The organism is Pseudomonas sp. A6, from assembly GCF_052367875.1.
GTDB lineage: Bacteria > Pseudomonadota > Gammaproteobacteria > Pseudomonadales > Pseudomonadaceae > Pseudomonas > Pseudomonas citronellolis.
On the sequence record NZ_CP198970.1, the window covers coordinates 5,689,086 to 5,715,647 of the forward strand.

The 26,562-nt window shown below is 67.9% G+C and carries 26 protein-coding genes; 12 read left to right on the forward strand and 14 right to left on the reverse strand.

Annotated features, from left to right (window positions below; all coding sequences use genetic code 11):
• The first annotated feature begins 5 nt into the window (after window positions 1–5).
• Together ACTWJ5_RS24950 and ACTWJ5_RS24955 are read left to right on the forward strand one after the other, a co-directional pair.
• The gene (locus tag ACTWJ5_RS24950; RefSeq protein ID WP_064584149.1) at window positions 6–536 is read left to right on the forward strand and encodes a hypothetical protein; all 531 of its coding nucleotides are present in this window, start codon (window positions 6–8) and stop codon (window positions 534–536) included.
• Window positions 533–841, forward strand: coding sequence for a hypothetical protein (locus tag ACTWJ5_RS24955; RefSeq protein WP_043271358.1), 309 nt, complete (start codon window positions 533–535; stop codon window positions 839–841). The genes ACTWJ5_RS24950 and ACTWJ5_RS24955 overlap by 4 nt, the downstream gene beginning before the upstream one ends.
• Window positions 842–851: 10 nt before the next feature.
• Here ACTWJ5_RS24955 and ACTWJ5_RS24960 read toward each other — a convergent pair whose 3' ends face one another.
• Both ACTWJ5_RS24960 and ACTWJ5_RS24965 read right to left on the reverse strand, forming a co-directional pair.
• Window positions 852–1,601: an AraC family transcriptional regulator gene (locus ACTWJ5_RS24960; protein WP_043271359.1), complete on the reverse strand. Its 750-nt coding sequence runs from the start codon at window positions 1,599–1,601 to the stop codon at window positions 852–854.
• Between the two features lie 67 nt (window positions 1,602–1,668).
• Window positions 1,669–2,559, reverse strand: a complete 891-nt coding sequence (locus ACTWJ5_RS24965) for an ATP-binding protein (protein ID WP_444436770.1) — start codon at window positions 2,557–2,559, stop codon at window positions 1,669–1,671.
• A gap of 81 nt (window positions 2,560–2,640) precedes the next feature.
• On the opposite strand from ACTWJ5_RS24965, the gene ACTWJ5_RS24970 reads away from it, so the two are divergent.
• The 8 genes from ACTWJ5_RS24970 to cmoB all read left to right on the forward strand — a co-directional run bounded on the left by ACTWJ5_RS24970 (window position 2,641) and on the right by cmoB (window position 10,628).
• Window positions 2,641–3,447, forward strand: coding sequence for an AraC family transcriptional regulator (locus tag ACTWJ5_RS24970; protein WP_301500071.1), 807 nt, complete (start codon window positions 2,641–2,643; stop codon window positions 3,445–3,447).
• A gap of 55 nt (window positions 3,448–3,502) precedes the next feature.
• Window positions 3,503–5,902, forward strand: coding sequence for an endopeptidase La (gene lon, locus ACTWJ5_RS24975; protein WP_074978815.1), 2,400 nt, complete (start codon window positions 3,503–3,505; stop codon window positions 5,900–5,902).
• Window positions 5,903–6,233: 331 nt separating this feature from the next.
• Window positions 6,234–6,629, forward strand: coding sequence for a protease inhibitor I42 family protein (locus ACTWJ5_RS24980; RefSeq protein ID WP_043271366.1), 396 nt, complete (start codon window positions 6,234–6,236; stop codon window positions 6,627–6,629).
• A 97-nt stretch (window positions 6,630–6,726) separates the two neighbouring features.
• Complete coding sequence (locus ACTWJ5_RS24985) at window positions 6,727–7,389, forward strand: lysoplasmalogenase (RefSeq protein ID WP_116422953.1); 663 nt, start codon at window positions 6,727–6,729, stop codon at window positions 7,387–7,389.
• 7 nt (window positions 7,390–7,396) lie between these two features.
• The gene (locus ACTWJ5_RS24990) at window positions 7,397–8,146 is read left to right on the forward strand and encodes a substrate-binding periplasmic protein (RefSeq protein WP_116422952.1); all 750 of its coding nucleotides are present in this window, start codon (window positions 7,397–7,399) and stop codon (window positions 8,144–8,146) included.
• 86 nt (window positions 8,147–8,232) lie between these two features.
• Window positions 8,233–8,805 carry a hypothetical protein gene (locus tag ACTWJ5_RS24995; RefSeq protein WP_009616464.1) on the forward strand — a complete coding sequence of 191 codons (573 nt, stop codon included), beginning with the start codon at window positions 8,233–8,235 and terminating at the stop codon, window positions 8,803–8,805.
• 117 nt (window positions 8,806–8,922) lie between these two features.
• The gene (gene cmoA / locus ACTWJ5_RS25000; RefSeq protein ID WP_116422951.1) at window positions 8,923–9,663 is read left to right on the forward strand and encodes a carboxy-S-adenosyl-L-methionine synthase CmoA; all 741 of its coding nucleotides are present in this window, start codon (window positions 8,923–8,925) and stop codon (window positions 9,661–9,663) included.
• On the forward strand, window positions 9,660–10,628 hold the full coding sequence (gene cmoB / locus ACTWJ5_RS25005) for a tRNA 5-methoxyuridine(34)/uridine 5-oxyacetic acid(34) synthase CmoB (RefSeq protein ID WP_116422950.1): 969 nt from the start codon (window positions 9,660–9,662) through the stop codon (window positions 10,626–10,628). Before cmoA ends, cmoB begins: the two co-directional genes overlap by 4 nt.
• 341 nt (window positions 10,629–10,969) lie before the next feature.
• On the opposite strand, the gene pdxJ is transcribed toward cmoB, so the two are convergent.
• The 7 genes from pdxJ to lepA form a co-directional block, all read right to left on the reverse strand.
• Window positions 10,970–11,713: a pyridoxine 5'-phosphate synthase gene (gene pdxJ, locus ACTWJ5_RS25010; protein ID WP_116422949.1), complete on the reverse strand. Its 744-nt coding sequence runs from the start codon at window positions 11,711–11,713 to the stop codon at window positions 10,970–10,972.
• Window positions 11,706–12,410 (reverse strand): DNA repair protein RecO, encoded by a 705-nt coding sequence (gene recO / locus ACTWJ5_RS25015; RefSeq protein WP_074978824.1) that lies wholly within the window; start codon window positions 12,408–12,410, stop codon window positions 11,706–11,708. Before recO ends, pdxJ begins: the two co-directional genes overlap by 8 nt.
• Window positions 12,411–12,462: 52 nt before the next feature.
• Entirely contained in the window at window positions 12,463–13,371 is a 909-nt protein-coding gene (gene era, locus ACTWJ5_RS25020; RefSeq protein WP_074978826.1) for a GTPase Era, read from the reverse strand.
• A complete protein-coding gene (gene rnc, locus ACTWJ5_RS25025; protein WP_009616452.1) occupies window positions 13,364–14,053 on the reverse strand; it encodes a ribonuclease III in 690 nt (229 codons plus the stop codon). Before rnc ends, era begins: the two co-directional genes overlap by 8 nt.
• A complete protein-coding gene (locus ACTWJ5_RS25030; RefSeq protein WP_009616451.1) occupies window positions 14,050–14,427 on the reverse strand; it encodes a DUF4845 domain-containing protein in 378 nt (125 codons plus the stop codon). The genes rnc and ACTWJ5_RS25030 overlap by 4 nt, the downstream gene beginning before the upstream one ends.
• Window positions 14,428–14,565: 138 nt before the next feature.
• Window positions 14,566–15,420 (reverse strand): signal peptidase I, encoded by an 855-nt coding sequence (lepB, locus tag ACTWJ5_RS25035; protein WP_009616449.1) that lies wholly within the window; start codon window positions 15,418–15,420, stop codon window positions 14,566–14,568.
• 5 nt (window positions 15,421–15,425) lie between these two features.
• Window positions 15,426–17,225, reverse strand: coding sequence for a translation elongation factor 4 (gene lepA / locus ACTWJ5_RS25040; protein WP_074978829.1), 1,800 nt, complete (start codon window positions 17,223–17,225; stop codon window positions 15,426–15,428).
• A 316-nt stretch (window positions 17,226–17,541) separates the two neighbouring features.
• Here lepA and ACTWJ5_RS25045 point away from each other — a divergent pair, with 316 nt between their 5' ends.
• Window positions 17,542–20,031: a TonB-dependent receptor gene (locus ACTWJ5_RS25045; RefSeq protein ID WP_444436771.1), complete on the forward strand. Its 2,490-nt coding sequence runs from the start codon at window positions 17,542–17,544 to the stop codon at window positions 20,029–20,031.
• Between the two features lie 379 nt (window positions 20,032–20,410).
• Here the strand turns inward: ACTWJ5_RS25045 and ACTWJ5_RS25050 are convergent, their stop codons facing one another.
• Genes ACTWJ5_RS25050 through rpoE form a run of 5 tightly spaced genes read right to left on the reverse strand, consistent with a single transcriptional unit; the run spans window position 20,411 to window position 24,494 of the window.
• Window positions 20,411–21,826 carry a DegQ family serine endoprotease gene (locus ACTWJ5_RS25050; RefSeq protein ID WP_074978833.1) on the reverse strand — a complete coding sequence of 472 codons (1,416 nt, stop codon included), beginning with the start codon at window positions 21,824–21,826 and terminating at the stop codon, window positions 20,411–20,413.
• Window positions 21,827–21,860: 34 nt separating this feature from the next.
• On the reverse strand, window positions 21,861–22,316 hold the full coding sequence (locus ACTWJ5_RS25055; RefSeq protein WP_253389823.1) for a SoxR reducing system RseC family protein: 456 nt from the start codon (window positions 22,314–22,316) through the stop codon (window positions 21,861–21,863).
• The gene (locus ACTWJ5_RS25060) at window positions 22,313–23,269 is read right to left on the reverse strand and encodes a MucB/RseB C-terminal domain-containing protein (RefSeq protein WP_074978838.1); all 957 of its coding nucleotides are present in this window, start codon (window positions 23,267–23,269) and stop codon (window positions 22,313–22,315) included. Before ACTWJ5_RS25060 ends, ACTWJ5_RS25055 begins: the two co-directional genes overlap by 4 nt.
• Window positions 23,270–23,288: 19 nt before the next feature.
• Window positions 23,289–23,876, reverse strand: a complete 588-nt coding sequence (locus ACTWJ5_RS25065; protein ID WP_074978839.1) for a sigma-E factor negative regulatory protein — start codon at window positions 23,874–23,876, stop codon at window positions 23,289–23,291.
• A 30-nt stretch (window positions 23,877–23,906) separates the two neighbouring features.
• Window positions 23,907–24,494, reverse strand: coding sequence for an RNA polymerase sigma factor RpoE (gene rpoE, locus ACTWJ5_RS25070; protein ID WP_009616435.1), 588 nt, complete (start codon window positions 24,492–24,494; stop codon window positions 23,907–23,909).
• A gap of 394 nt (window positions 24,495–24,888) precedes the next feature.
• Here rpoE and nadB point away from each other — a divergent pair, with 394 nt between their 5' ends.
• Window positions 24,889–26,493 carry an L-aspartate oxidase gene (nadB, locus tag ACTWJ5_RS25075; protein WP_253389824.1) on the forward strand — a complete coding sequence of 535 codons (1,605 nt, stop codon included), beginning with the start codon at window positions 24,889–24,891 and terminating at the stop codon, window positions 26,491–26,493.
• The last annotated feature ends 69 nt before the right edge of the window (window positions 26,494–26,562 follow it).

A 26,562-nucleotide genomic window follows, 5' to 3' on the forward strand; every position in this document is an offset into this window, starting at 1 on the left:
ACGCCATGCCCGCCCGTCAACCTTCGCGCCTGCGCCGCCAGTGGCTGCGCTGGCGCTTCCACCTCAGCGCCCTGCTGGTGCTGATCCCCCTCGGCTACCTACCGGCGTTCCTCCACGACGCCCGCGTCGACCGCGGCCTCACCGGCCTGGGCGAACGCGAGGTCGGCGAACTGCAGGTCGGCCCCTGGCGCGCGCGCCTGGCCGAATGGGAAGTCGGCGATCCCGAGGACGAAGGCCGCGCCGGCCACCTCAAGGCCTTCACCCTGGCCTGGTGCCAGGGCTGCGAGCAGCGCATCCGCGCGGCCTACCTGCGCATCGGCCGGCCCTACAGCCTGAGCGCCCCCGGCGCGCTGCTCAGCGGCAGCCCGTACCAGCAGTTCACCGAGGTGGCGGTGCCGCCACGCGCCCGCGCCGACGACCAGCTGTGGCTGACCGTCGAAGCCTGGGACGGCAGCGTGCACCAGGCCAGCCTGCCCCTCGCCGAGGCCTCCCCGTCGCTGGTGGCCTGGCTCGACCGCCAAGGAGCGTCCCGATGAAAGCCCTGCTTCCCCTCCTCCTGCTGGGCCTCGCCCCGCAGGCAATGGCCCACGCGCCCTTCCTCGAATGCAAGGCCCTGGACGCCGAGCGCATCCGCTGCCTGGGCGGCTTCAGCGACGGCAGCCAGGCGCAGGGCGTGAAGCTGCGGGTCCTCGGCCATGACGGCCAGACGCTGCTGGAAGAACGCCTGGGCGCCGACTCCAGCCTGACCTTCCAGCGCCCGGCGGTGCCCTACTTCGTGCTCTTCGACGTCGGCCCCGGCTACCGCGCCGAGGTCGACTCCCGCGACATCGCCGGCCCCTGAGGCGGCCGGCTCAACCGCGGCGCAGGGCCCCGGGCGTGAGCCCCAGGTAGCGGCGCATCGCCGTGGTCAGGGCGCTCTGGCTGGAGAAGCCGCACTCTTCCGCCACCCGCACCAGCGCCAGGTCGGTTTCGCGCAGCAGGCGCGCGGCGGCGTCCAGGCGCTGCTTGAGCAGGTACTGGTGCGGCGTCAGGCCGACGCTGTCCTTGAACTGGGCGTGGAAATGGCTGGGGCTCAGGCAGGCCACCTGGGCCAGTTCGGCCACCGTGATGCGCCGCGCCAGGTGGCTGCGGATGTGCCCGTCCAGGCGCTGCATGTCCAGCGGGCCGGTGGCCGGCCGGGGTGTCTCGCCGAACAGGCGCAGATGCAGGGCGCGCAGCAGTACGCCGCCCAGTGCCCTGGCCAGCAGCGGGTCGCTGCCGTAGCGCGCCAGTTCCGCGCCGGCGTAGCTGAGCAGGTTCTGGAAGTCGGCATCCAGCGTCGGGTAGCGCGGCGCCTCGAACAGCCGCGCCAGCAGCTCGCGGTCCTCGTCAGCCACACCTGGCGCCTGCAGGTCGAGGATCAGCATGCGGTTGTCGCCCGTGCCGGCGAAGGCGTGCCGGGCGTCCCCCGGCACCAGGCAGGCGCGCATGCGGCAGACCTCGCCGCCGCGCCCGTCGACCTCGAACTCGGCGCGGCCGGCCAGGGCCATCACCAGTTGGTGATGTTCGTGGTCGTGGGCGTGGGACTGCTCGGGCAGGCGAGCGAGACGGGCGTGCAACATCGGCAGGAGGCGTGCGTGGCTTTCCCGCACTCTAGCGAAGTTGCGCGGCCCTGCCCAGCCGCGCCGGTCAGAGCGCCTGGCGCCCGGCGTAGTCGCGGGCGAACTGCGCGGCGATGCGCCCGGAGCGCGAGCCGCGGTGGGTCGCCCAGCGGATCGCCTCGGCGCGGCTGGCCTCGATGGCCTCCTCGCCCAGGCCGTGGGAGTGCAGCCAGCGCGCCACCGCCTCCAGGTATTCGTCCTGGCTGAAGGCGTAGAAGGAAATCCACAGGCCGAAGCGCTCGGACAGCGAGACCTTCTCTTCCACCGCCTCGCCCGGGTGCAGCTCGCCGTTCTCGCCGCGGGAGAAGGCCAGGTTGTCGGCGGCGCGCTCGGCCAGCAGGTGGCGGCGGTTGGAGGTGGCGTAGATCAGCACGTTGCCGGCCTGCCCCGCCACCGAGCCGTCGAGCACCGTCTTCAGGCCCTTGTAGCCGGTCTCGCCGTCCTCGAAGGAGAGGTCGTCGCAGAACAGGATGAAGCGCTCCGGGCGCTGGCGGACCAGCTCGATGATCTGCGGCAGGTCGCCCAGGTGCTCCTTGTCCACCTCGATCAGGCGCAGGCCCTCGGCATGGAAGGCGTGCAGGCAGGCCTTCACCAGCGAGCTCTTGCCGGTGCCGCGGGCGCCGGTGAGCAGCACGTTGTTGGCCGGGCGGCCCTGGACGAACTGGCGGGTGTTGCGCTCGATCAGGGCCTTCTGCCGCTCGACGTTGCGCAGGTCGTCGAAGGCGATCAGCGCCGGCTCGCGCACCGGCGTCAGTTGCGCCTGGGCCACCCCGGAGTGGGGGCGGTATTCCCAGAGGTAGGCGATCACTTCCGGCTGCAGCGCCTGGGCCGGCTGCGGCGGCAGGTTGCGCTGCAGCAGGTCGGCGATGCGGGTGAGCTGCTCGGTGAGCGGTTGCAGGGCACTGGCGAAATCGGACATGGGAAAAACCGGGCGCGAGGGGATTGGCGAGCATGCTAGTAACGGGCGAGACTGGCCGTCTAACGCAAAACGGGCGATGAAATGCGAGAAGCGGACATTCCCTCCATCCACGGCGACCAGCACGCCACCGGCCCGGTGACCGCCGTCGCCCTGGACTACGCCGACGGCCACCAGGTGCCCAGCCACAGCCACCAGCGCGCGCAACTGCTCTATGCGGTGCGCGGGGTGCTGGTGGTGGGCACAGCCGGCGGCCTCTGGGTGGTGCCGGACAACCGTGGCCTGTGGATTCCCGCCGGCATCGAGCACTGGACGCGGATGGTCGGCGAGGTGCGCGTGCGCACTCTCTACATCGAGCCGGACAGTGCGCCGCACCTGCCCACCGCGTGCACGGTGCTGGCCATTTCGCCGCTGCTGCGCGAGCTGATCCTGGCCGCCGTCGGCATCGCCGGCGAGGTTCCGGCGGACAGCCGCGACGGCCGCGTGCTGCGCCTGCTGCTCGACGAGCTGACCAGCGAGCCGGCGCTGCCCCTGCACCTGCCGCTGCCCAACGAGCCGCGCCTGCGCCGGCTGTGCCGGGACATGGGCCTGGACGCCGGGCTGGAAGCCTGGGCCGCGCGGGCCAAGGTCGACGCCAAGACGGTGCGCCGCTGGTTCCTGCGCGACACCGGGCTGACCTTCGGCCAGTGGCGTCAGCAGGCCCGTCTGCTGCGCGCCCTGGAGCTGCTGGGCAGCGGCGTCAGCGTGCTGGAGGCGGCGCTGGAGGTCGGCTACTCCACGCCCAGCGCCTTCAGCGCCATGTTCAGCCGCCAGTTCGGCCGCCCGCCCAGCGACTTCCTGCGCCCGCCGCGGGAAACCTCCGGCAACAGGCCGCGCTCGTCGGGGAATTGAAAGTCGCGGGCCGATTCCCCATCTAGACTGTCATGTTCAATCAGTCAGGTGCCTCATGAGCGACCAAGACGAGATTCACGATATCCACAGCGCCGAGGAGGTCACCGGGACCGGCCTGGTGTTGCCCGGCCAGAAGCTGCCGACCACCGTCTACGTCATCCCGATCCACAACCGCCCGTTCTTCCCCGCGCAGGTGCTGCCGGTGATCGTCAACGAAGAACCCTGGGCGGAAACCCTGGAGCTGGTGGCCAAGACCGACCACCACTGCCTGGCGCTGTTCTTCATGGACAACCCGCCGGACGACCCGCGCCACTTCGACCCGGACAGCCTGCCCGAGCACGGCACCCTGGTGCGCGTGCACCATGCCAGCCGCGAGGGCGGCAAGCTGCAGTTCGTCGCCCAAGGCCTGTCGCGGGTGCGCATCCGCGGCTGGATCAAGCGCCACCGCCCGCCGTTCCTGGTCGAGGTGGACTACCCGCACACGCCCAGCGACTCCAGCGACGAGGTCAAGGCCTACGGCATGGCGCTGATCAACGCGATCAAGGAGCTGCTGCCGCTCAACCCGCTGTACAGCGAGGAGCTGAAGAACTACCTGAACCGCTTCAACCCCAACGACCCCTCGCCGCTCACCGACTTCGCCGCGGCCCTGACCACCGCGCCCGGCAACGAGCTGCAGGAGGTGCTGGACACGGTGCCGATGCTCAAGCGCATGGAGAAGGTCCTGCCGCTGCTGCGCAAGGAGGTGGAAGTCGCGCGCCTGCAGAAGGAGCTGTCGGCCGAGGTCAACCGCAAGATCGGCGAGCGCCAGCGCGAGTTCTTCCTCAAGGAGCAGCTCAAGACCATCCAGCAGGAGCTGGGCATCACCAAGGACGACAGGAGCGCCGACGCCGACGAGTTCCGCGCCCGCCTGGAAGGCAAGATCCTCCCCGAGCAGGCGAAGAAGCGCATCGACGAGGAGCTGAACAAGCTGTCGATCCTGGAGACCGGCTCGCCGGAATACGCGGTCACCCGCAACTACCTGGACTGGGCCACCGCGGTGCCCTGGGGCGTGCTGGGCAAGGACAAGCTCAGCCTGCCCCACGCGCGCAAGGTGCTGGACAAGCACCACGCCGGCCTCGACGACGTCAAGGACCGCATCCTCGAATTCCTCGCCGTGGGCGCCTTCAAGGGCGAGATCGCCGGCTCCATCGTGCTGCTGGTGGGCCCGCCCGGGGTGGGCAAGACCAGCATCGGCAAGTCCATCGCCGAGAGCCTCGGCCGGCCGTTCTACCGCTTCAGCGTCGGCGGCATGCGCGACGAGGCGGAGATCAAGGGCCACCGCCGCACCTACATCGGCGCCCTGCCGGGCAAGCTGGTGCAGGCGCTGAAGGACGTCGAGGTGATGAACCCGGTGATCATGCTCGACGAGATCGACAAGCTCGGCGCCAGCTACCAGGGCGACCCGGCCTCGGCGCTGCTGGAGACGCTGGACCCGGAACAGAACGTGGAATTCCTCGACCACTACCTGGACCTGCGCCTGGACCTGTCCAAGGTGCTGTTCGTCTGCACGGCCAACACCCTGGACTCCATCCCCGGGCCGCTGCTCGACCGCATGGAAGTCATCCGCCTGTCCGGCTACATCGCCGAGGAGAAGCTGGCCATCGCCAAGCGCCACCTGTGGCCCAAGCAGCTGGAGAAGGCCGGGGTGCCGAAGGAGCGGCTGTCGATCAACGACGCCGCCCTGCGCGCGGTGATCGAGGGCTACGCCCGCGAGGCCGGGGTGCGGCAGCTGGAGAAGCAGCTCGGCAAGCTGGTGCGCAAGGCCGTGGTCAAGCTGCTGGAAGACCCCGAGGCCAAGCTGAAGATCGGCGCCAAGGACCTGGAGAGCTACCTCGGCATGCCGGTGTTCCGCACCGAGCAGCTGCTCTCCGGCATCGGCGTCATCACCGGCCTGGCCTGGACCAGCATGGGCGGCGCCACCCTGCCCATCGAGGCGACGCGCATCCATACGCTGAACCGCGGCTTCAAGCTGACCGGGCAACTGGGTGACGTGATGAAGGAGTCGGCGGAAATCGCCTACAGCTACATCACCGCCAACCTGAAGAAGTACGGCGGCGACGCCAACTTCTTCGACCAGGCCTTCGTCCACCTGCACGTGCCCGAGGGCGCCACGCCCAAGGACGGCCCCAGCGCCGGCGTCACCATGGCCAGCGCCCTGCTGTCCCTGGCGCGCAACCAGGCGCCGAAGAAGGGCGTGGCCATGACCGGCGAGCTGACCCTCACCGGCCAGGTACTGCCCATCGGCGGGGTGCGCGAGAAGGTGATCGCGGCGCGCCGGCAGAAGATCCACGAACTGATCCTGCCCGAAGCCAACCGCGGCGACTTCGAGGAACTGCCGGACTACCTCAAGGAAGACCTGACGGTGCACTTCGCCAAGCGCTACAGCGACGTGGCCAAGGTGCTGTTCCCGGCCTGAGGGCATAGGCATCCACCTGTAGGAGCAGGCCCTGCCTGCGAATCGCGCGCAGGGCGCGCTCCTACAGGTTGCCCCGAGGCACGGCATCCCCCCGTAGGAGCGGACCTTGTCCGCGATCGCCGGCCATCCCGGCGCGAGCTGCAGGCTGACACGGCTTCTCGTAGGAGCGAGCTTGCTCGCGAACGGACTCCGCTGCGGGGCATCAGGTTCGCGAGCAAGCTCGCTCCTACGAAGAGCATCTCACCCATGCCGTTCCCTGGGGACGTATGGCCCCACCGCACCGGACCTTTGCGATATCCTCCCGCCTGTCCGGACCGTCCGAGGAGTCGTCATGCCGTCGCCCCGCCCCCTGCTCGCCCTGCCCCTGCTGTTGCTCGCCGCCTGCGCCAGCCAACCCAAGCCCGTGGTCAGCCTGGAAGACGACAAGCCCTGCAAGCCCCTGGAACTGCACCAGGGCCAGGAACTGGTGCTGATGCTGCCGAGCAACCCCACCACCGGCTTCCGCTGGGAAGTGCGCAACCCCGCCAGCCACGTGCTGGCCAGCCTGGGCCCGGAGGTCTACAACAACCCCGAGGACAGCGGCCTGGTCGGCAGCGCCGGCGAGTCCACCTGGCGCTTCCGCGTCACCGCCAGCGGCGAGGACCACCTGCAACTGGCCTACCGCCGCCCCTGGGAGGCCGACGTCGCTCCCGAGCGCACCTTCGACTGCGCGCTCAAGGCCTACTGAACGCGGCGCCAAATACCACCCGATCTGACGCCCGCGGCCTGGGGCGGCGGCGACGGCTGCGGCACAGTCGACGCACCCTGCTGCGGAGAATCGACAGATGCGCTGGCTGCTCCCCCTGGCCGTCCTCGCCGGCCTCGCCTACCTGCTCGGCATCGCCCTCGACCTGCCCTGGCTGCGCATGCTCTGCAAGCCGCTGCCGATCATCGCCCTGCTCGGCTGGGTGAGCCGCGAACCCGCCACCCCCTACCGCCGCTGGATAGCCCTGGGCCTGGCGCTGTCGCTGCTCGGCGACGTGCTGCTGGAATGGCCGCTCAACGCCTTCGTGCCCGGCCTGTGCGCCTTCCTCCTCGCTCACCTGGCCTACCTCGCCGCCTACCTGGGCGAGACGCGGCGCCCCGCCCCGTTGGCCCTGGCCTGCGCGGTGCTTCTCGGCGGCAGCCTGTTCCTGCTGCTCGACCGCCAGGGCCTGGGCCCGCTGCGCCTGCCCATCGCGGCGTACAGCCTGGTGATCGCCTGCATGCTCTGGCGCGCCCTGGCCCGGCTGCCGCAGGCCTCGCCCAGCGCCCGCCTGGCCGCCGCCGGCGCGCTGCTGTTCGTGATCTCCGACGGCATGATCGGCATCAACCGCTTCGTCTCGCCCTTCGCCGGTTCCGGCTACGCCATCATGCTCAGCTACTGGCTCGGCCAACTGGGCATCGCCGCCTCGGTTAGTGCGCGCCATACGCCTCTGCCATACTCGCAGGCGAACCCCCTCGCCTGAGGACGACATGCTGCGCGCCACCCTCACCGCCCTGTGCTGCGCGGCAGCCCTGGGCGCCACCGCCGAGCCGCTGCGCCTGGGCGGCGACGACTGGTGCCCCTACCTGTGCCCGCAGACGCCGGAGAAACCCGGCTACCTGCTCGAAGGCCTGGGCCAGGCCCTGCCCGAGCCGCCGCAGTTCGAGAACCTGCCCTGGTCGCGGGCCCTGCAGATGGCCCGCGAAGGCCTTATCGACGGGGTGATCGGCGCCTACGCGGAGGAAAGCCAAGGGCTGCTGATCGGCCGCGAGCCCATCGCCTGGGCCGACATGCATTTCTACACCCGCGCCGACAGCGACTGGCGCTACCGCGACCCGGCCTCCCTCGACGGGCTCGCCGTCGGCCTGGCGCAGGGCTATTCCTACGGCGAGCAACTGGACGCCTGGCGCGACCGCAACCTGGACGACCACGAGCGGGTGCAGGTCCTCAGCGGCGAGCGCGTGCTCGAACGCAACCTGCAGAAGCTGCTGCTCGGCCGCGTCGACGTGGTGCTCGAGGACCGCCGCATCGTCGACCGCTACCTCCAGCGCCAGGGCCTCGCCGGGCAGGTCCGCAGCGCCGGCGAGCTGCCCAGCCCGCGGCCGATGTACGTGGCCCTGAGCCCGCACCTGAAGGACGCCGACGCACGCCTGGCGCAGCTCGACGAGGGCCTGCGCAGGCTGCGCGAAGGCGACGCCTGGGCACCGCTGATGCGCGAGTACCTGGTCTCCGTCGACTGACACATTCGCCCTGTAGAAAAGTCCGGCAGGCGCTGCCGTCATCGTCTATAGATCAAATACCAGGGAGTATCGAATGGAGAGGTTTCATGCGTGCTGAAGTCCGTTTGCTGGGGATGCTTGGAACCTGTCTGATGCTTGGCGCGTGCGGCAGCCTGCTGCCCAGCGAGCGCGCCGAAGTGCAGTCCCCCTTCATCGACTACCAGGACGCCGAGCACCGCTACGAACAGGTGGTGCCGGGCCGGACCACGCGCTCGCAACTGCTCAGCCTGGGCTTCGACCCGCTGACCCAGGGCAACGCCAAGATGCTCTCGTTCATCGACGTGCGCCTGCTCTTCGTGCAACCGAACATCCCCATCGACTACCTGCCCGACGGCCTGGTGACCTGCCTGCAGGCCAAGGACCGCTGCATCGGCTATTCCTTCGACTTCAACAAGACCGACAGCCAGCGCATCGGCAGCTTCTGGGCCGACATGTTCAACTTCCGCAAGCGCCGCCAGGTCCAGGGCTGGTCGTTCCGCCCGGTGTTCGTGCTGATCGACGACGTGGTGGTGCACAAGGTCAGCAACGGCGAGCCGAACATCCGCCGCGTGGAAGACAAGAAGAACCCCCTGGGCCCGCTGCAGGGCGCCGGCGAGTACTTCTCCGACAAGCTCAAGTGAGGCGCCGGGCTCATCGCCCGGAGGTTGGGGCGCCGCGCCCCGCTCGGCTACAATGCGCACCCCGGCGCCCGAGACTGGCGCCGGCCGTCCGCATCACCCGTACCGAGGCCCCACCGCGTGAGCGAGTCTGACCGCATCTTCGCCCAACCCCAGGAACACGTCGCCGACTTCACCTTCAACGAGGACGTGGCGCGCGTCTTCCCGGACATGATCAAGCGCTCGGTGCCGGGCTACCCGACCATCGTCGAGAACATCGGCGTGCTCGGCGCGCGCTTCGCCCAGCCGCACAGCCTGATCTACGACCTGGGCTGCTCGCTGGGCGCGGTGACCCAGGCGCTGCGCCGCCACGTCAGGGCCGACGGCTGCCGGGTGCTGGGCGTGGACAACTCCGCCGCCATGCTGGCGCGCTGCCGCGAGTACCTCAGCGCCCAGGACGCCATGTACCAGGAACTGCTGCCGGCGGACCTGCTGGAGGCGGACATCCTGGCCATGGACTTCCAGCCCTGCTCGCTGGTGGCCATGAACTTCACCCTGCAGTTCATCGAGCCGGGCAAGCGCCTGGAGTTGCTGCAGCGCATCCGCCAGGCCTTGCTGCCCGGCGGCGCGCTCATCCTCTCGGAGAAGCTGCGCTTCAGCGACGACGCCGAGCAGGAGCTGCTGAACGAGCTGCACCTGGACTTCAAGCGCGCCAACGGCTACAGCGAGCTGGAGATCGCCCAGAAGCGCACCGCCATCGAGAACGTGATGCGCCCGGACACCCTGGACGAGCACCGCGAGCGCCTGGCCCAGGCCGGTTTCTCCAAGGTGGTGCCGTGGTTCCAGTGCCTGAACTTCGCCTCGCTGGTCGCCCTGCCATGATCGAACGCTTCGCCCTCGACGGCCTGCGCCGGGAACTGGCCGGCACGCCCCTGCAAGCCTGGAGCGAATCCCTCGCCGCGCAGCTCGCGGCCAAGGTGGCGGACGGCCACGGCGACCTGGAACGCTGGCTGGCCGCCGTCGACCAGTTGCCCGGACTGCGCGCCGAAAGCGTCGAGCTGGCCCGCTGCTTCGCTCTGGAAGGCGCCTGCGACGAGGCCACCCGAGCCGAACTGAAGACGGCCCTGCAAGGGCTGATCCCCTGGCGCAAGGGGCCCTTCGACGTGTTCGGCGTGCACATCGATACCGAGTGGCGTTCGGACTGGAAATGGGAGCGCGTCTCGCCGCACCTGGACCTGGCCGGCAAGCGCATCCTCGACGTCGGCTGCGGCAACGGCTACTACCAGTGGCGCATGCTCGGCGCCGGCGCCCGCAGCGTGGTGGGGGTGGACCCGAACTGGCTGTTCTTCTGCCAGTTCCTGGCGATGAAGCGCTACCTGCCGGAGCTGCCCGCCTGGCACCTGCCGCTCACCCTGGAGGAGCTGCCGGAGAAGCTGGAAGGCTTCGACACCCTGTTCTCCATGGGCGTGCTCTACCACCGCCGCTCGCCCATCGACCATCTCTACGCGCTCAAGGACTGCCTGCGCCGCGGCGGCGAACTGGTGCTGGAAACCCTGGTGGTGGAAGGCGACGTCACCACCGTGCTGGTGCCGGAGGACCGCTACGCGCAGATGCGCAACGTCTGGTTCCTGCCCTCGGTGGCGGCCCTGGAACTGTGGCTGCGCCGCGCCGGCTTCACGGATGTGCGCTGCGTCGACCAGAGCCGCACCACGGTGGAGGAACAGCGTTCCACCCAGTGGATGCGCTACCAGTCGCTGCCGGAATTCCTCGACCCGCACGACCCCAGCCGCACCCTCGAAGGCCTGCCGGCGCCGCTGCGCGCCACCCTGGTGGCGCGCAAGCCCTAGCGAATCGCGGGCAGAGGGAATGCCGTGGGTGGGGTTGCGTAGGAGCGGATCTCATCCGCGAATCGCGCCGGGACGTCCGGCTATCGCGGACAAGGTCCGCTCCTACGGTACGGGCAGGCCCGGCTTCTCGTAGGAGCGAGCTTGCTCGCGAATGAGCCTCGCAGCGGAGTCTGTTCGCGAGCAAGCTCGCTCCTACGAAGAGCACCTCGGCGCAGCCGGCAAGACAATTGCTCCCACGACTGGGTGTCCCAGGAAACGTAGGGCGTATAACCGTTCGCGGTTATACGCCGATACACCGCCGCCTCCGCCAACGCCGGAGCCGCGCCCGGAACCCCTAGGGCTCAGCGCTTGGCCGCCGCCACGATCAGCGCCTTCATCTCCGCCACCGCCTGCTTGAAGCCGACGAACAGCGCGTGGGCCACCAGGGCGTGGCCGATGTTCAGTTCGTTGATCCCGGCGATCGCCGCCACTGCCTCTACGTTGTGGTAGTGCAGGCCGTGGCCGGCGTTGACGATCAGCCCGTGGGACAGGCCAGCCTCCACGCCGTCGCGGATGCGCGCCAGCTCCAGCGCGGTTTCCGCCGCGCCGTGGGCGTCGGCGTAGCGCCCGGTGTGCAGTTCGATGGCCGGCGCGCCGATACGGGCGGAGGCTTCGATCTGCCGCGGGTCGGCATCGATGAACAGCGACACCTCGCAGCCGGCGGCGGCCAGGCGCTGCACCGCGGCGTGGATGCGCGCTTCCTGGCCGGCCACGTCCAGGCCGCCTTCGGTGGTCAATTCCTGGCGGGTTTCCGGGACCAGGCAGACGTGGGCCGGGCGGATCGCCTCGGCGAAGGCCAGCATCTCCTCGGTCACGCCCATCTCGAAGTTCATGCGCGTCTGCAGCACCTCGGCGAGCACGCGCACGTCGCGGTCCTGGATGTGCCGGCGGTCCTCGCGCAGGTGCACGGTGATGCCGTCGGCGCCGGCTTCCTCGGCGTCCAGCGCCGCTTTCACCGGGTCCGGGTAGCGGGTGCCGCGGGCCTGGCGCAGGGTCGCGACGTGGTCGATATTGACGCCGAGGAGGATGCGGTTGGCTTCAGTCACGGGGAGGTTCCTTGCGATTCATGAAGAGTTCGCGGCTGACCAGCGGTCGGCCGCCGAGGTGCGGCGCCAGGGCCTGGCGCATCAGGCGCTTGGCCGCGGCCAGGGCGCCGGGGGCGCTCCAGTCGGCCTCAGCCATGGCCAGCAGGTCGGCGCCGTGGAACAGGCCCGGCTGGAAGCCGCCCACCGGCTCCAGGCCGGCGTCGGGCAGCAGGCGGTAGAGGCCGCCGGGGACGATGTCTTGTCCGACAATATCGCGATCGAGGGCGAAACCATAGCCCAGCTCGTCCAGCAGCCGCCATTCGAAGGCCCGCAGCAAGGGCTCCAGCGGGCGCCCCGCGGCCAGCGCCGGCAGCGTCGCGCGATAGTGCTCGAACAGCTCGGGATGGGCGACCTCGGCCGGCAGCACACGAATCAGCAATTCGTTCAGATACAAGCCGCTGAATAGCGCCTCGCCCGCCAGCAGGTTGGGGATGCCGGCAGCCTCCAGGCGGCTGACGTTCTTCAGCTCGCCGCGGCCGCGGAATTCCGCCTCCAGCGGCACGAACGGCCGCGCCAGCGCCCCGGACTTGCCGCGCGCGCCGCGCAGCACGGCGCGCAGGCGGCCTTCGGGGGTGAAGAAGTCCACCAGCGCGCTGGTTTCCTTGTACGGGCGGCTGTGCAGGATGAAGGTCGGCAGGGGAACGCTGACGAGGCTCATGCGCGGGTGCGGCCTTCAGGCGGCCCGTTGGAGCGGGCCGCGCGGGTGGGTGTCAGAGGTCGCCGTAGCCGAGCGAGCGCAGGGCGCGTTCGTCGTCGGACCAGCCGCCCTTCACCTTGACCCAGAGGTTGAGCATGACCTTGGAGTCGAACAGCACTTCCATGTCCTTGCGCGCGCTCTGGCCGATGCTTTTGATGCGCTCGCCCTTGTCGCCGATGATGATCTTCTTCTGCCCTTCGCGTTCCACCAGGATCAGCGCGTGGATGTGCAGCACGGCGCCCTCCTGCTTGAACTCCTCGATCTCCACGGTGATCTGGTAGGGCAGCTCGGCGCCGAGCTGGCGCATGATTTTCTCGCGCACCAGCTCGGCTGCGAGGAAGCGGCTGCTGCGGTCGGTGATCTGGTCTTCGGGGAAGAAGTGCTCGCTTTCCGGCAGGCGCTCGGCCACCAGTTTTTCCAGCAGGTCGAGGTTCTGCCCGTGCTGGGCGGAGATCGGCACCACTTCGGCCTTGGGCAGCAGCTCGGTGAGCCATTGCAGGTGCGGCAGCAGCTCGGCCTTGTCTTCCAGGCGGTCGACCTTGTTCACCGCGATCAGCACCGGGCAGCTGACGTGCTGCACGCGGTCCAGGACCATCTGGTCCTCGTCGGTCCAGCGCAGGCGGTCGACGACGAAGATCACCACGTCGACGTCCTTCAGCGCGGCGCTGGCGGAGCGGTTCATGTAGCGGTTCAGCGCCTTGTCGTTGTCCTTGTGCAGGCCGGGGGTGTCGACGTACACCGCCTGCACCGCGCCTTCGGTCTTGATGCCGAGCAGGGTGTGGCGGGTGGTCTGCGGCTTGCGCGAGGTGATGGCCAGCTTCTGCCCGAGGATGTGGTTGAGCAGCGTCGACTTGCCCACGTTGGGGCGGCCGACGATGGCGACGTAGCCGCAGCGGCTGATGTCGTCGTGTTGTTCAGTCATGGCCATTCTCCACGCCCAGGGCCACCAGCGCGGCGGCGGCGGCCACCTGCTCGGCGATGCGGCGGCTGCCGCCGTGCCCGTGGGTCTTGTCGTTCAGCAGGGCCACTTCGCACTCGACGAAGAAGGTCCGGCAATGCGGTTCGCCCTGGATGTCCACCACGTCGTAGCGCGGCAGCTCGCAGGCGCGCGACTGCAGGAACTCCTGCAGGCGCGTCTTGGGGTCCTTGTTGGTGTCCACCGGGGTCAGCTCGCGCAGTTGCGGGCCGAGCCAGGCGAGGATGCGCTCGCGCGCGGAATCCATGCCGGTGTCCAGGTAGATGGCGCCGATCAGCGCTTCCATGGCGTCGGCGAGGATCGACTCGCGGCGGAAACCGCCGCTCTTGAGCTCGCCCGAGCCCAGGCGCAGGTAGTCACCCAGCTCGAAGCCACGGGCCAGCAGGGCCAGGGTCTCGCCCTTGACCAGCCGTGCGCGCAGGCGCGACAGCTGGCCCTCGCGGGCCTGCGGGAAGTGGCTGAACAGGGCTTCGCCGATGACGAAGTTGAGGATGGCGTCACCGAGGAACTCCAGGCGCTCGTTGTTGCGCCCGGCGAAGCTGCGATGGGTCAGGGCCAGGACCATCAGGTCCTGGTCCTTGAAGGTGTAGCCGAGCTTGCGCTCGAGTCGATCCAGGGTATTGCTCACGGCGTTCTTACACGGAATTCTTTGTCGAAGTGGACCACCAGGTCGAGGTTCTCGATCAGCGGCTCGCGTTTTTCATACTTCAGGTGCGCGCGGAACTCGTTGTTGTCCTGTTCCACGGTCAGCGCGTCCTCGAGCTTCAGGTCGCGGATGTTGTTGATGGTCAGCGCCTTGTCCACGTAAGAGTAGAACTCCGGGACGCTGCGCACATCCGCCGCCTTGTCGGTTTCCACCGATTTGATGGCCTTCTCGATGGCGTAGTAGTCGAGGTAATGCGGAATGATCTTGAACGCGGTACTGGCCAGGAAGGCCACAATGGCCAGCACCACCAGCCAACCCAGCAACGACATCCCCTTCTGCGAACCTGCGTACTTCATGCTGACCTCATGTCGGTATGGTTCTCATCCCCCGCCACCGGCGGTTCCAAGTGCAAGCGGGGCAGACCCGCTCCCCGCGTGCCGCCCCGCCCTTCGTTCTAGCACCGACCGGCGGCCGGCGCTCGACGCATCTCACATTCAGTGAATCACGCCGACCCGCGAGAAGTTCGGCAGGTTGCGCAGTTTCGGGTCCGGCCAGCTCATCCACACGGCGAAGGCCTTGCCGACGATGTTGCGGTCCGGAACCATGCCCAGCAGCTCCTTGGGGATCTTCGGATCGTTCCAGTAGCGGCTGTCGTTGGAGTTGTCGCGGTTGTCGCCCATCATGAAGTAGTGCCCGGCGGGTACCGTCCACTCCTTGCCGGGCTCCACGCGGTAGCGCGTCATCTCCTTGCGGATCAGGTGCTCGGCCTCGCCCAGCTTCTCCTGGTACAGGGTCACGCTGCCCAGGCTGCCCGGCTCCTCGCCGATCAGTTGCTCGGCCACCAGCTGGTCGTTGACGTACAGGCGCTTGTCGCTGGTGTAGCGGATGCGGTCACCCGGCACGCCGACCACACGCTTGATGTAGTTGATGTTCGGGTCGCTGGGGTAGCGGAACACCATGACGTCGCCGCGCTGCGGGTCGCCGACCGGGATCACCTTGGCGTCCAGCACCGGCAGGCGGATGCCGTAGGCGAACTTGTTGACCAGGATGAAGTCGCCGACCTCGAGGGTGGGCTTCATCGAGCCGGAGGGAATCTGGAACGGCTCGACCAGGAAGGACCGCAGCACCAGCACGATGAACAGCACCGGGAAGAAGGACTTGCCGTACTCGATCAGCACGGGTTCCTTGTTCAGCTTGTCCAGCACTTCCGGATCGGGCTCGGTGACCGAGCCCTGGTAGGCGGAAATGGCGGCCCGGCGGCGCGGTGCGAAAAGCACCAGGTCGACCAGGGCCAGGGCGCCGCACAGGGCGACGGCGATCACCAGCAACAGCGGGAAATTCAGCGTCATAGAATCTAACTGTCCACTTTGAGCACGGCGAGGAAGGCTTCCTGGGGAATCTCCACGCTACCGACCTGCTTCATCCTTTTCTTACCGGCCTTCTGCTTCTCCAGCAGCTTGCGCTTACGGCTCACGTCACCACCGTAGCACTTGGCCAGCACGTTCTTCCTGAGCGCCTTGACCGTCGAACGGGCGATGATCTGCCCGCCGATGGCCGCCTGAATCGCGACGTCGAACATCTGACGCGGGATCAGTTCCTTCATCTTCTCCACCAGCTGGCGCCCCTTGTAAGGGGCGTTGTCGCGGTGGACGATCAGGGCGAGGGCGTCCACCTTCTCGCCGTTGATCAGCACGTCGAGACGGACCAGGTTGGCCGGCTCGAAGCGGTCGAAGCTGTAGTCCAGCGAGGCATAGCCGCGGCTGGTCGACTTCAGACGGTCGAAGAAGTCCAGCACCACTTCGTTCATCGGCAGGTCGTAGATCACCTGGACCTGGCCGCTGAGGAAGTGCATGTCACGCTGCACACCGCGTTTCTCGATGCACAGGGTGATGACGTTGCCCAGGTGCTCCTGAGGCACAAGGATGGTGGCCCGGCAGATGGGCTCGCGCATCTCGTCGATGGACGAAAGGTCGGGCAGCTTGGACGGGTTGTCGACATAGAGGATGTCGCCGTTCTTCTGCACGATCTCGAAGATTACGGTGGGCGCCGTGGTGATCAGGTCCAGGTCGTATTCGCGCTCCAGGCGCTCCTGGATGATCTCCATGTGCAACATGCCGAGGAAGCCGATGCGGAAGCCGAAGCCCAGGGCCTCGGAGCTTTCCGGCTCGTACTGCAGGGCGGCGTCGTTCAGCGTCAGCTTCTGCAGGGCTTCGCGGAAGTCCTCGAAGTCGTCGGAGCTGACCGGGAACAGGCCGGCGTAGACCTGCGGCTTGATACGCTTGAAGCCGGGCAGCACGGCCACGTCGGGGGTGGTGCTGAGGGTCAGGGTGTCACCCACGGGCGCGCCGTGGATGTCCTTGATGCCGGCGATGATGAAGCCCACTTCGCCGGCCTTGAGGTCCGGCGTCTCGGTGTGCTTCGGCGAGAACACGCCGACGCTGTCCACCTGGTGCAGCTTGCCGGTGGACTTCACCAGGATCTTGTCGCCCTTCTTGACGCGGCCGTGCTTGACGCGCACCAGCGAGACCACGCCCAGGTAGTTGTCGAACCAGGAGTCGATGATCAGCGCCTGCAGCGGCGCCTCGATCTCGCCCTCGGGCGCCGGGATGGTCTGCACCAGGCGCTCGAGCACCTCGTCCACGCCCATGCCGCTCTTCGCCGAGCAGGCCACGGCGTCGGTGGCGTCGATGCCGATGATGCTCTCGATCTCGTCCTTCACGCGGTCCGGGTCGGCCTGCGGCAGGTCCATCTTGTTCAGCACGGGCATGACTTCCAGGCCCTGCTCGATGGCGGTGTAGCAGTTGGCCACCGACTGCGCCTCGACGCCCTGGCCGGCGTCCACCACCAGCAGCGCGCCTTCGCAGGCGGCCAGGGAGCGGCTGACTTCGTAGGTGAAGTCGACGTGGCCGGGGGTGTCGATGAAGTTCAGCTGGTAGGTCTTACCGTCCTTCGCCTTGTAGTGCAGGGTGACGCTGTGGGCCTTGATGGTGATGCCCCGCTCGCGCTCCAGGTCCATGGAGTCGAGGACCTGCGCTTCCATCTCGCGGTCGGACAGACCACCGCACATCTGGATGAAGCGGTCGGCCAGGGTCGACTTGCCATGGTCGATGTGGGCGATGATGGAGAAGTTGCGGATATGACTCAGGTCACTCACGGCTTGACACACTCGGAAGGCTGAAGGCGGCGATCCGCCGAAAAATAGCCGGGGAGTTTACCTGAATCCGCAGCCAGGCGTCACCCTGCGCCGCAGCGCTGCCGACGCCCAGCGGCGGCCATCCAGTACGTTCGTACGATGCGCCCGCATCCAACGTAGGATTTTCCCACCCCGCCCAGGGCCCTAGTGTCCTCCGTGCAGCAGCACGCCGGCCAAGGCCCCCTCCCCACCGAGCACCTGCGCGCCTGGCCCAGGCGCGGCAGAGCGATTCGGCCGCGCAGCTCCACAACGCCAACAAGAACCAGGAAGCACTGCCATGCCCAGACGCCACCCCTTCGGCCCGAGCGCCCTCGCCCTGCTCGTGGCCCATGCCGCCGGCCTCGCCCTGCCCGCCCGGGCCGCGGACGGCGAGCAGCCCCTGTCGCTCGGGCAGAGCGAGGTGATCAGCAGCCTGCCGCTGCCCTCGCTGGGCGTTTCCCGCGACCAGATCGCCGCGCCGGTACAGACCTTCAGCGGCGAGGACATGCAGAAGAGCCAGGCGCTCGACCTGGCCGACTACCTCAAGCGGCGCAGCGCCGGGGTCTACGTCAACGAGATCCAGAACAACCCGCTGCAGCCGGACATCAACTACCGCGGCTTCACCGCCTCGCCGCTGCTCGGCACGCCCCAGGGGCTGTCGCTGTACCTCGACGGCGTGCGCATGAACCAGCCGTTCGGCGACGTCGTCAGCTGGGACCTGATCCCCGACAACGCCATCGCCGGCGCGCAACTGATGCCCGGCAGCAACCCGCTGTTCGGCCTCAACACCCTGGGCGGCGCGCTTTCGGTGCAGACCAAGAACGGCCGCGACAACCCCGGCGGCGCCGTCCAGGCCACCCTGGGCTCCTACGGGCGCAGGATCGGCGAGGCCGAATACGGCGGCAGCGAGGGGCAATGGGACTGGTTCTTCGCCGGCACCCACTTCGAGGAAGACGGCTGGCGCGACCACTCCGACTCCGACGCGCAGCAGCTGTTCGGCAAGCTCGGCTGGCAGGGCGAGGCCACCGACCTGAAGCTGACCTACAGCTTCGCCGACAGCGACCTCAACGGTAACGGCATGGTCCCCGAGAGCTTCCTGCGCCGCGACCGCGACAGCGTGTACACCTATCCGGACAACACGCAGAACACCGCCAACTTCCTCAACCTGCAGTGGAACCACGACTACAGCGACGACCTGAGCGCTTCCGGCAACCTTTACTACCACCACATCAAGACCGACACCTTCAACGGCGACATCAACGACGAGTCCCTGCCCGAGGGCATCGGCGAAGCCGGGCAGAACATCCTGCCGACGGCCGGCAGCTACACCACCGCGGCGAACCTGGCGGCCTGCGTCGCGCAGTTCGAGCCGGGCGGCGAACCCGGCGAGAAATGCACCGGGATGATCAACCGCACCAGTACCACCCAGAGCAATATCGGCCTGTTCGAGCAGTTCTCGCTGCGCAACCGCCTGTTCGGCAAGGAAAATCTGCTGTCCCTGGGCGGCGGCTTCGACTACAGCCAGGTACGCTTCCGGCAGTCGGCCGAATACGGCGCGCTCACCGCCGACCGCGGCATCGTCGGCACCGGCGTGTACGCCGAAGCCGGCAACGCCTTCAACCTCGACGGCGAGCTGGACGACCGCGCCGCGCGCCTGAAGGGCAACACCCGCACCTGGAGCCTCTACGGCAGCGACACCCTGAGCCTGGCCCCGACGCTCGACCTCACGCTGTCCGGGCGCTACAACGACATCTCGGTGCGCAACCACGACCAACTGTCCCACTACGAACTCGACGGCGACACCCTGGGCGATACCGTCGACGAGAACGCCTCGCTCAGCGGCAAGCACAGCTTCAACCGCTTCAACCCGGCCATCGGCCTGACCTTCCGTCCGACGCCCAGCCTGACCACCTACGTCGGCTACAGCGAAGGCAGCCGGGCCCCGACCACCATCGAGCTGGGCTGCGCCAACCCCGAGTCGCCCTGCCGCCTGCCCAACTCCATGGCTGGCGATCCACCGTTGGAACAGGTGGTGACGCGCACCTGGGAAGCCGGCCTGCGCGGCCTGATCGGAAACAACGTGCAGTGGAACGCCGGGCTGTTCAGTGCACGCAACAGCAACGACATCATGTTCGTGTCCTCCAGCACCAGCGGCAGCGGCTACTTCGCGAACTTCGGCGAAACCCGCCGGCGCGGCGTCGAAACCGGCATTTCCGGGAATTGGGGCGACTGGGCGCTGGCCGCCAACTACACCTTCATCGACGCCACCTACCGCTCGGGCGAAACCTTCCTGGGCGAGGCCAACAGCAGCGCGGACGACGGCAACATCAGCGTGAAGTCCGGCGACCGCATTCCGCTGGTCCCGCGCAACATCCTCAAGCTGTCGGCCGACTACGCGGTGACCGAGCGCCTGAGCATCGGCGCCGATGCCATCAGCGTCTCCAGTTCCTACGTACGCGGCAACGAGAACAACGACCATCAGAGCGGCGGCCTGTACCAGGGCGGCGGCGAGATCGGCGGCTATACCGTGTTCAACCTCAACGGCGCCTACCAGCTCACTCCGGCCTGGCGTGTCTTCGCCCAAGTCAACAACCTGTTCGACCGTGAGTACGCCACGGCCGGCATGCTTGGCGCCAATCCGTTTGACGACAACGGCGTGCTGCGAACCGATGGCGCCGCCGGTAACGGTACGGTCAACGGCAGGCGCAGCAATTCGGTGGGTGAGACCTTCGTTGCTCCGGGGGCGCCGCGTACCGCCTGGCTGGGGGTGCGCTGGGCGTTTCTTTGAGCCGCGCTGAATGCGCTTAAGAAAAAACGCCGTTTCCTGAGGGGGAAACGGCGTTTTTCATTTGGCCTTCAGAGGTATTCCGGTGCGCCCGGAGGTTTCTGCGTGCGGCGTTATCCGCCGAATCGCGGACAGAGCCCGCTCCTACGCTTCCAGGAAGCACGGCTTTTCGTAGGATGGCGTTGAGCGAAGCGATACCCATCACCGCAACCGCATGGGTTTCGCAAGCTCAACCCATCCTACGAAAGCACCTCGACGCAGACAGTTGCTCCTACGGTTCAGGGAAGCACGTCGTAGGAGCGGACTCCGTCCGCGATTGGATTCATCGGCCACACCGGATGCCCCGGTAGCACGACCCTTTTCCGGCCTACCTACCCGCCAGTCATTCCCCCAGCTTGAAGGTAATGAAGCTGGCACGCCCCTGGCGCAGAACGCGCATGGACACCGACTTGCCCTTCGGCAGCGCCTTGGCGATGTCGGAGAAGGCCTTGGCGGAATCCACAGTGCGGTTGTTCAGGTGGGTGATGACGTCGCCCGGACGCAGGCCGATCATCGCCGCCGGGCCGTCCTGAACGTCCTTGATCACCACGCCGCCCTTGATGTCCAGCGACTTGCGCTGTTCGGCGGTGAGGTCGGCGACGGTCACGCCCATGCGGTTGCTGCTGCGCTCGGCGCCCTGCCCTTCGACGGCGGCGACTTCGTCGTCCTCGTCCGGCAGGTTGCCGATGGTCATGTTCAGGGTCTTGCGCGAGCCATCGCGGAACACGTCCAGGGCCGCCTTGTCGCCCGGCTTCATGCCGCCGACCAGGTGCGGCAGGTCAGCCGACTCGTTGATGGTCTGGCCGTTCAGGCTGAGGATCACGTCGCCGACCTGCAGGCCGCCCTTGGCCGCCGGGCCGTCCTGCACCAGCTGAGCCACCAGGGCGCCGGCCGGCTTGTCCAGGCCGAGGGATTCGGCGAGGTCCTTGCTGACCTCCTGGATCACCACGCCCAGCCAGCCGCGGCTGACCTTGCCGCCTTTCTTCAGCTGGTCGGCCACGTTCATGGCGACGTCGATCGGGATGGCGAAGGACAGGCCCATGAAGCCGCCGGAGCGGGTGAAGATCTGCGAGTTGATGCCGACCACCTCGCCCTGCAGGTTCAGCAGCGGGCCGCCGGAGTTGCCCGGGTTGATGGCCACGTCGGTCTGGATGAAGGGCACGTAGTTCTCGTTCGGCAGGCTGCGGCCCTTGGCGCTGACGATACCGGCAGTCACCGAGTGGTCGAAGCCGAACGGCGAGCCGATGGCCAGCACCCACTCACCGACCTTGAGCTTGTCGGAATCGCCCAGCTTGAGGGTCGGCAGGCCCTTGGCGTCGATCTTCAGCAGGGCCACGTCGCTGCGCGGGTCCGCGCCGATCAGCTTGGCCTTGTGCTCGCTGCGGTCGGACAGGCGCACGACGATCTCGTCGGCGTCGGCGACCACGTGGTTGTTGGTCAGGACGTAGCCATCATCGGAAATGATGAACCCCGAACCCAGGGATTGCGCCTCGCGCTGCGCCCCACGCGGCGGGCGTTGGCCACGCGGCATGCTGCGCTCGATGAAGTCGCGGAACATCGGCGGCAGGCCTTCCAGGTCGGGCATCTGCCCGCTGGCGACCTGGTCCGGCACCTTCTGGGTGGTACTGATGTTCACTACGGCCGGCGAAGCCTTCTCCACCAGCGGGGTGAAATCCGGCAATTCGGCGCGGGCGACCACAGACAGGCTCAAGGCCAGCAGGGCGACCATCGCGGCCATACTGCGTTTCAGGGTTTGCATGGACTACTGCTCCCGTATTCAAAGGGAAGTGGACTTAGGCGGGGCCCTCGGCCCCTGTGACCAGCGTACGCAGCACAACCGGCTGCAACGCCGGGTCATCCGAATGGCGCCGGGCATGGCGCCGTACCCACAGCCAGGTCACGAGGAAACCCGCGAGGCCGGCCAGGATCAACCAGGGCTCGGCGAGGCCGGCGCACCACGCGAGCAGCGTAGCGGTGAACAGGCCGAGCAGGGGGAATAGATAGAACATCAGGGCGCATTTCAACAAGAGGTCCTCGCGTATGCCGAGCACCACCTCGTCACCCACCCCGAGCGGGAAAGCAGAAAGGGCGCGGACTTCTCCGCGCCCCGAAGTGGAGCCCAACTGCTGTAGCAAACCCTGGCCGCATCCGGCCTTGGCGCTGCAAGCTGAGCAGGTGCCCTGGCGCAGCGTCTGGACCCGCACCGCTGCGGATTCGACGCCGATCACCCGACCCCGCTCTTCGATCACTGCGCGGCGGCTCCCTGGGCGGGCGCCTGCGGACGCACCGACATGGCGATGCGCTCGGCGGTCCCGGTGGGAATCTCGCCGACAACGGTGACCATCATGCCGCCATCTTCGGTATTGAGGCGTTTGGACACCACCGAGGTCGGCCCCAGCTGGGTGCGCGCGTCGTCGATCCTGGCGCCGTGCAGCGGCTCGATGAAGATCGAGAAACGCGCCAGGCCATCGCCATAGTCCATGCTGACGACGCGGTCATCCGACACCGGACTGCGGCGCTCATAGGTGTTGTTCAGGGTGAAACCCGGCGGCACCCATTCCGAGCGCCAGCTGCTGGCGACCGGGGCGTCCGGCTTGCCCGCCGGGACCGCTTGGCAGGCATCGGAGGGCTGCAGGCCGTTGTCGTCCGGCGCCGCGGTGCTGAACTGGGTGAACTGCAGGCGTTCGAGCGCCTGGCCCTTGTCGTTGAGCAGCAGCGACTTCAGCGGCAAGCCGGTTTCCTGGTCCAGGTGCAGCTCGAAGCCGTAGCGGTACTGGTCGCGGGGGATCAGCCCGATCACCGTGGCCGCGCGCCCGGCGATGCGGGACTGGCCGACCACGCGGATGTCGTACCAGGAAGCCAGGTCGTCCGAGGCCAGCTTGCGCACCGGCCAGAGCTGCCCGGCACCCAGTTGCCCGGCCATGCCGCCGGCGATGCACTGGGTCACGCCATCGCGCTTGACCACTTCCTGGCGCGGGCCGTCCAGCTGCAGCCAGTGCTCGCGCACCGAGCCGTCGGGCTCGACCAGACGCCAGACTTCATGGGTGGAGAAGATGCCGTTGCGCTCGTAGACGAAGGTGCCCTGGAAGCTTTGTCGCTGCTGGCCCTCGGTCAGTCGCTTGACCCACGCCTGAACATCGGCGGCCTGTACCGGCATTGCCAGCAGACCGCCCAGGAAGAACAACAGGAAGGTGGCGCGCATGACGCTCCTTAAAGGGGTTTCAGCGACTTTCCAGGCTGGCGGCTCGCGCGTAAGGCAGGGCGCTGTCGGCACCGTTCACCGCCGACTGCTGGGCATGCTGGCGGAGATATCCCGGAAGACGCTGTTCGTGCCAGGTGGTGGGGCTGCCCGAGCCACCAGTGATGACCTGCGGTGCGTCCTCGTCCTGGTTGTAGCCGGCCAGTACCGCCGGGCCCTGCACCTGCGGCAGAGTGATCTGCGGCGTGGCGCCTTGCTGGGCCAGGCTCGGAGCAACGCTATCATTCTGATGGTATAGACGAACACCCGCCAGCACGGCCAGTGTCACCGATGCGGCAACCGCTACGCGCCCGACGTTGCGCCACGGATTGCGCCGCGGCTGGGCCGGGGCGGCCTCCTCGGCCAGCGCAGCCGATACCGCCGCGGCGATATCCAGCTTGGGCAGCACCGGCTCGCGGTGCATCACCGACCGGGCCAGTTGATAGCGCGACCAGGTGGCACGCATTTCCGCGTCTTCACCGCAGGCTGCGAGTACCCGGCGCAGTTCGAGTTCGTCCGCTTCGTTATCCATCAGCGCGGACAGCGACTCCTGCAGGGCTTCACGACTCATGGCGTACCTCTCTTGGCTGTTCCGCCGTATTCAGGGCTGTTCATCATGCAGCAACGGCTGCAAGGCTTTGTCTATCGCTTCCCGCGCACGGAAGATCCGTGAGCGGACCGTACCCACCGGGCATTGCATCACGGTGGCGATATCCTCGTAGCTCAATCCCTCGAATTCGCGCAGGGTCAATGCCGTGCGCAGGTCCTCTGGCAGTTGCTGGATGGTGCGATGGACCGTTTCCTCGATCTCGTCCCGCAACATTGCCCGTTCCGGCGATTCGATGTCCTTCAGGGCGTGGTCGCCATCGAAGAACTCCGCATCCTCGGCTGTCACATCGCTGTCCGGAGGCCGCCGACCGCGCGCCACCAGGTGGTTCTTCGCGGTATTGATGGCGATCCGGTACAACCAGGTATAAAAGGCACTGTCACCGCGGAAGTTGCCCAAGGCGCGATACGCCTTGATGAAAGCCTCCTGCGCAACGTCCTGGGCTTCCTGGGCGTCGTGCACGAACCGCACGATCAACCCGAGGATCTTGTGCTGGTACTTCAGCACCAGCAGATCGAAAGCCCGTTTGTCTCCGCGCTGTACCCGTTCAACCAGTTGCTGATCCTGTTCCTGGGTTAGCATGCATGCTCCTCAACAAGCCCGGAGGAGCTGCGAGCACCCTGCAGAATCGCTCTGCCAAGATAGACTCGGATGTCTTGCAAAAGTTCTCCCCTCCAAGCGTACGCCGCACAGTTTTTTTGTCGCTTCACCGCGACCCGGCCGGACCCATTGTCCAAGCCCTTGAAAATCCACTGCAATCGGCGAACAACCACAGCCTTCTCGCGCGTCGGGAACCCCGTTGCAAGAAGGTTTCGGACATTCACCGTTAGAACCAGAAAGACTGAAATAGTTCCACCTGCCGCCCCTGGCGCATGAACGCCGGGGCTTGCGCCAGAAATACGGCGGCAGGCACAGGGCCGCTATTGTGCCGATCCCCCCTTCTATATACTAGGCCGCCACCAATCGGAATCCGGGCATGAGCGAGCACTTTCATCACGACGTCCTTGTGATCGGCAGCGGGGCCGCGGGCCTCAGCCTCGCCCTGACATTGCCGCAGCACCTGCGCATCGCCGTGCTGAGCAAGGGGGAACTGTCCCAGGGCTCGACCTTCTGGGCCCAGGGCGGGGTCGCCGCGGTGCTGGACGACACCGACACCGTCGAGTCCCACGTGCAGGACACCCTGGACGCCGGCGCCGGCCTGTGCCGGGAAGACGCCGTGCGCTTCACCGTCGAGCACAGCCGCGAGGCCATCCAGTGGCTGATCGACCAGGGCGTGCCCTTCACCCGCGACAACGAGGCGGGCCGCGAGGACAGCGGCTTCGAATTCCACCTCACCCGCGAGGGCGGCCACAGCCACCGGCGCATCATCCATGCCGCCGACGCCACCGGCGCGGCCATCTTCAACACCCTGCAGGAACAGGCCCGGCAGCGCCCGAACATCGAGCTGCTGGCGCAGCGGGTGGCGGTCGACCTGATCACCGAACGCAAGCTCGGCCTGCCCGGCCAGCGCTGCCTCGGCGCCTACGTGCTGAACCGCGACAGCGGCGAGGTGGACACCTTCTCGGCGCGCTTCACCGTGCTCGCCTGCGGCGGCGCCAGCAAGGTCTACCTCTATACCAGCAACCCGGACGGCAACTCCGGCGACGGCATCGCCATGGCCTGGCGCGCCGGCTGCCGCGTCGGCAACCTGGAATTCAACCAGTTCCACCCCACCTGCCTGTACCACCCGCAGGCCAAGAGCTTCCTCATCACCGAGGCGCTGCGCGGCGAAGGCGCCTACCTGCGCCTGCCCAACGGCGAGCGTTTCATGAAGCGCTTCGACCCGCGCGCCGAACTGGCCCCGCGGGACATAGTCGCGCGCGCCATCGACCACGAGATGAAGCGCCTGGGCGTGGACTGCGTGTACCTGGACATCAGCCACAAGCCGGCCGAGTTCATCAAGGAACACTTCCCCACGGTGTACGAACGCTGCCTGACCTTCGGCATCGACATCACCCGCGAGCCCATCCCGGTGGTGCCGGCCGCCCACTACACCTGCGGCGGCGTGCTGGTGGACGAGCACGGCCACACCGACGTGCCGCACCTCTACGCCATCGGCGAAACCAGCTTCACCGGCCTGCACGGCGCCAATCGCATGGCCAGCAACTCGCTGCTGGAGTGCTTCGTCTACGCCCGCTCCGCCGCCGCCGACATCCAGGCGCGCCTGGAAAGCACCCCGGCCACCCCGGCCCTGCCGAGCTGGGACGCAAGCCAGGTCACCGACTCGGACGAAGACGTGATCATCGCGCACAACTGGGACGAACTGCGGCGCTTCATGTGGGACTACGTCGGCATCGTGCGCACCACCAAGCGCCTGCAGCGCGCCCAGCACCGCGTGCAGATGCTGCTCAGCGAGATCGACGAGTTCTACAGCAACTACAAGGTCAGCCGCGACCTGATCGAATTGCGCAACCTCGCCGTGGTCGCCGACCTGATCATCCGCTCGGCCATGCAGCGCCACGAAAGCCGCGGCCTGCACTACACCCTGGACTACCCGGGGCTGCTGCCCGAGGCGCGCGACACCATCCTCAGCCCCCGCTAGCCCGCCCCGCCCGCCACCGCGGGCGGCCTGCGCAACGGCCAACCGGCAGCCCCGACAGCAAAGCGAGAC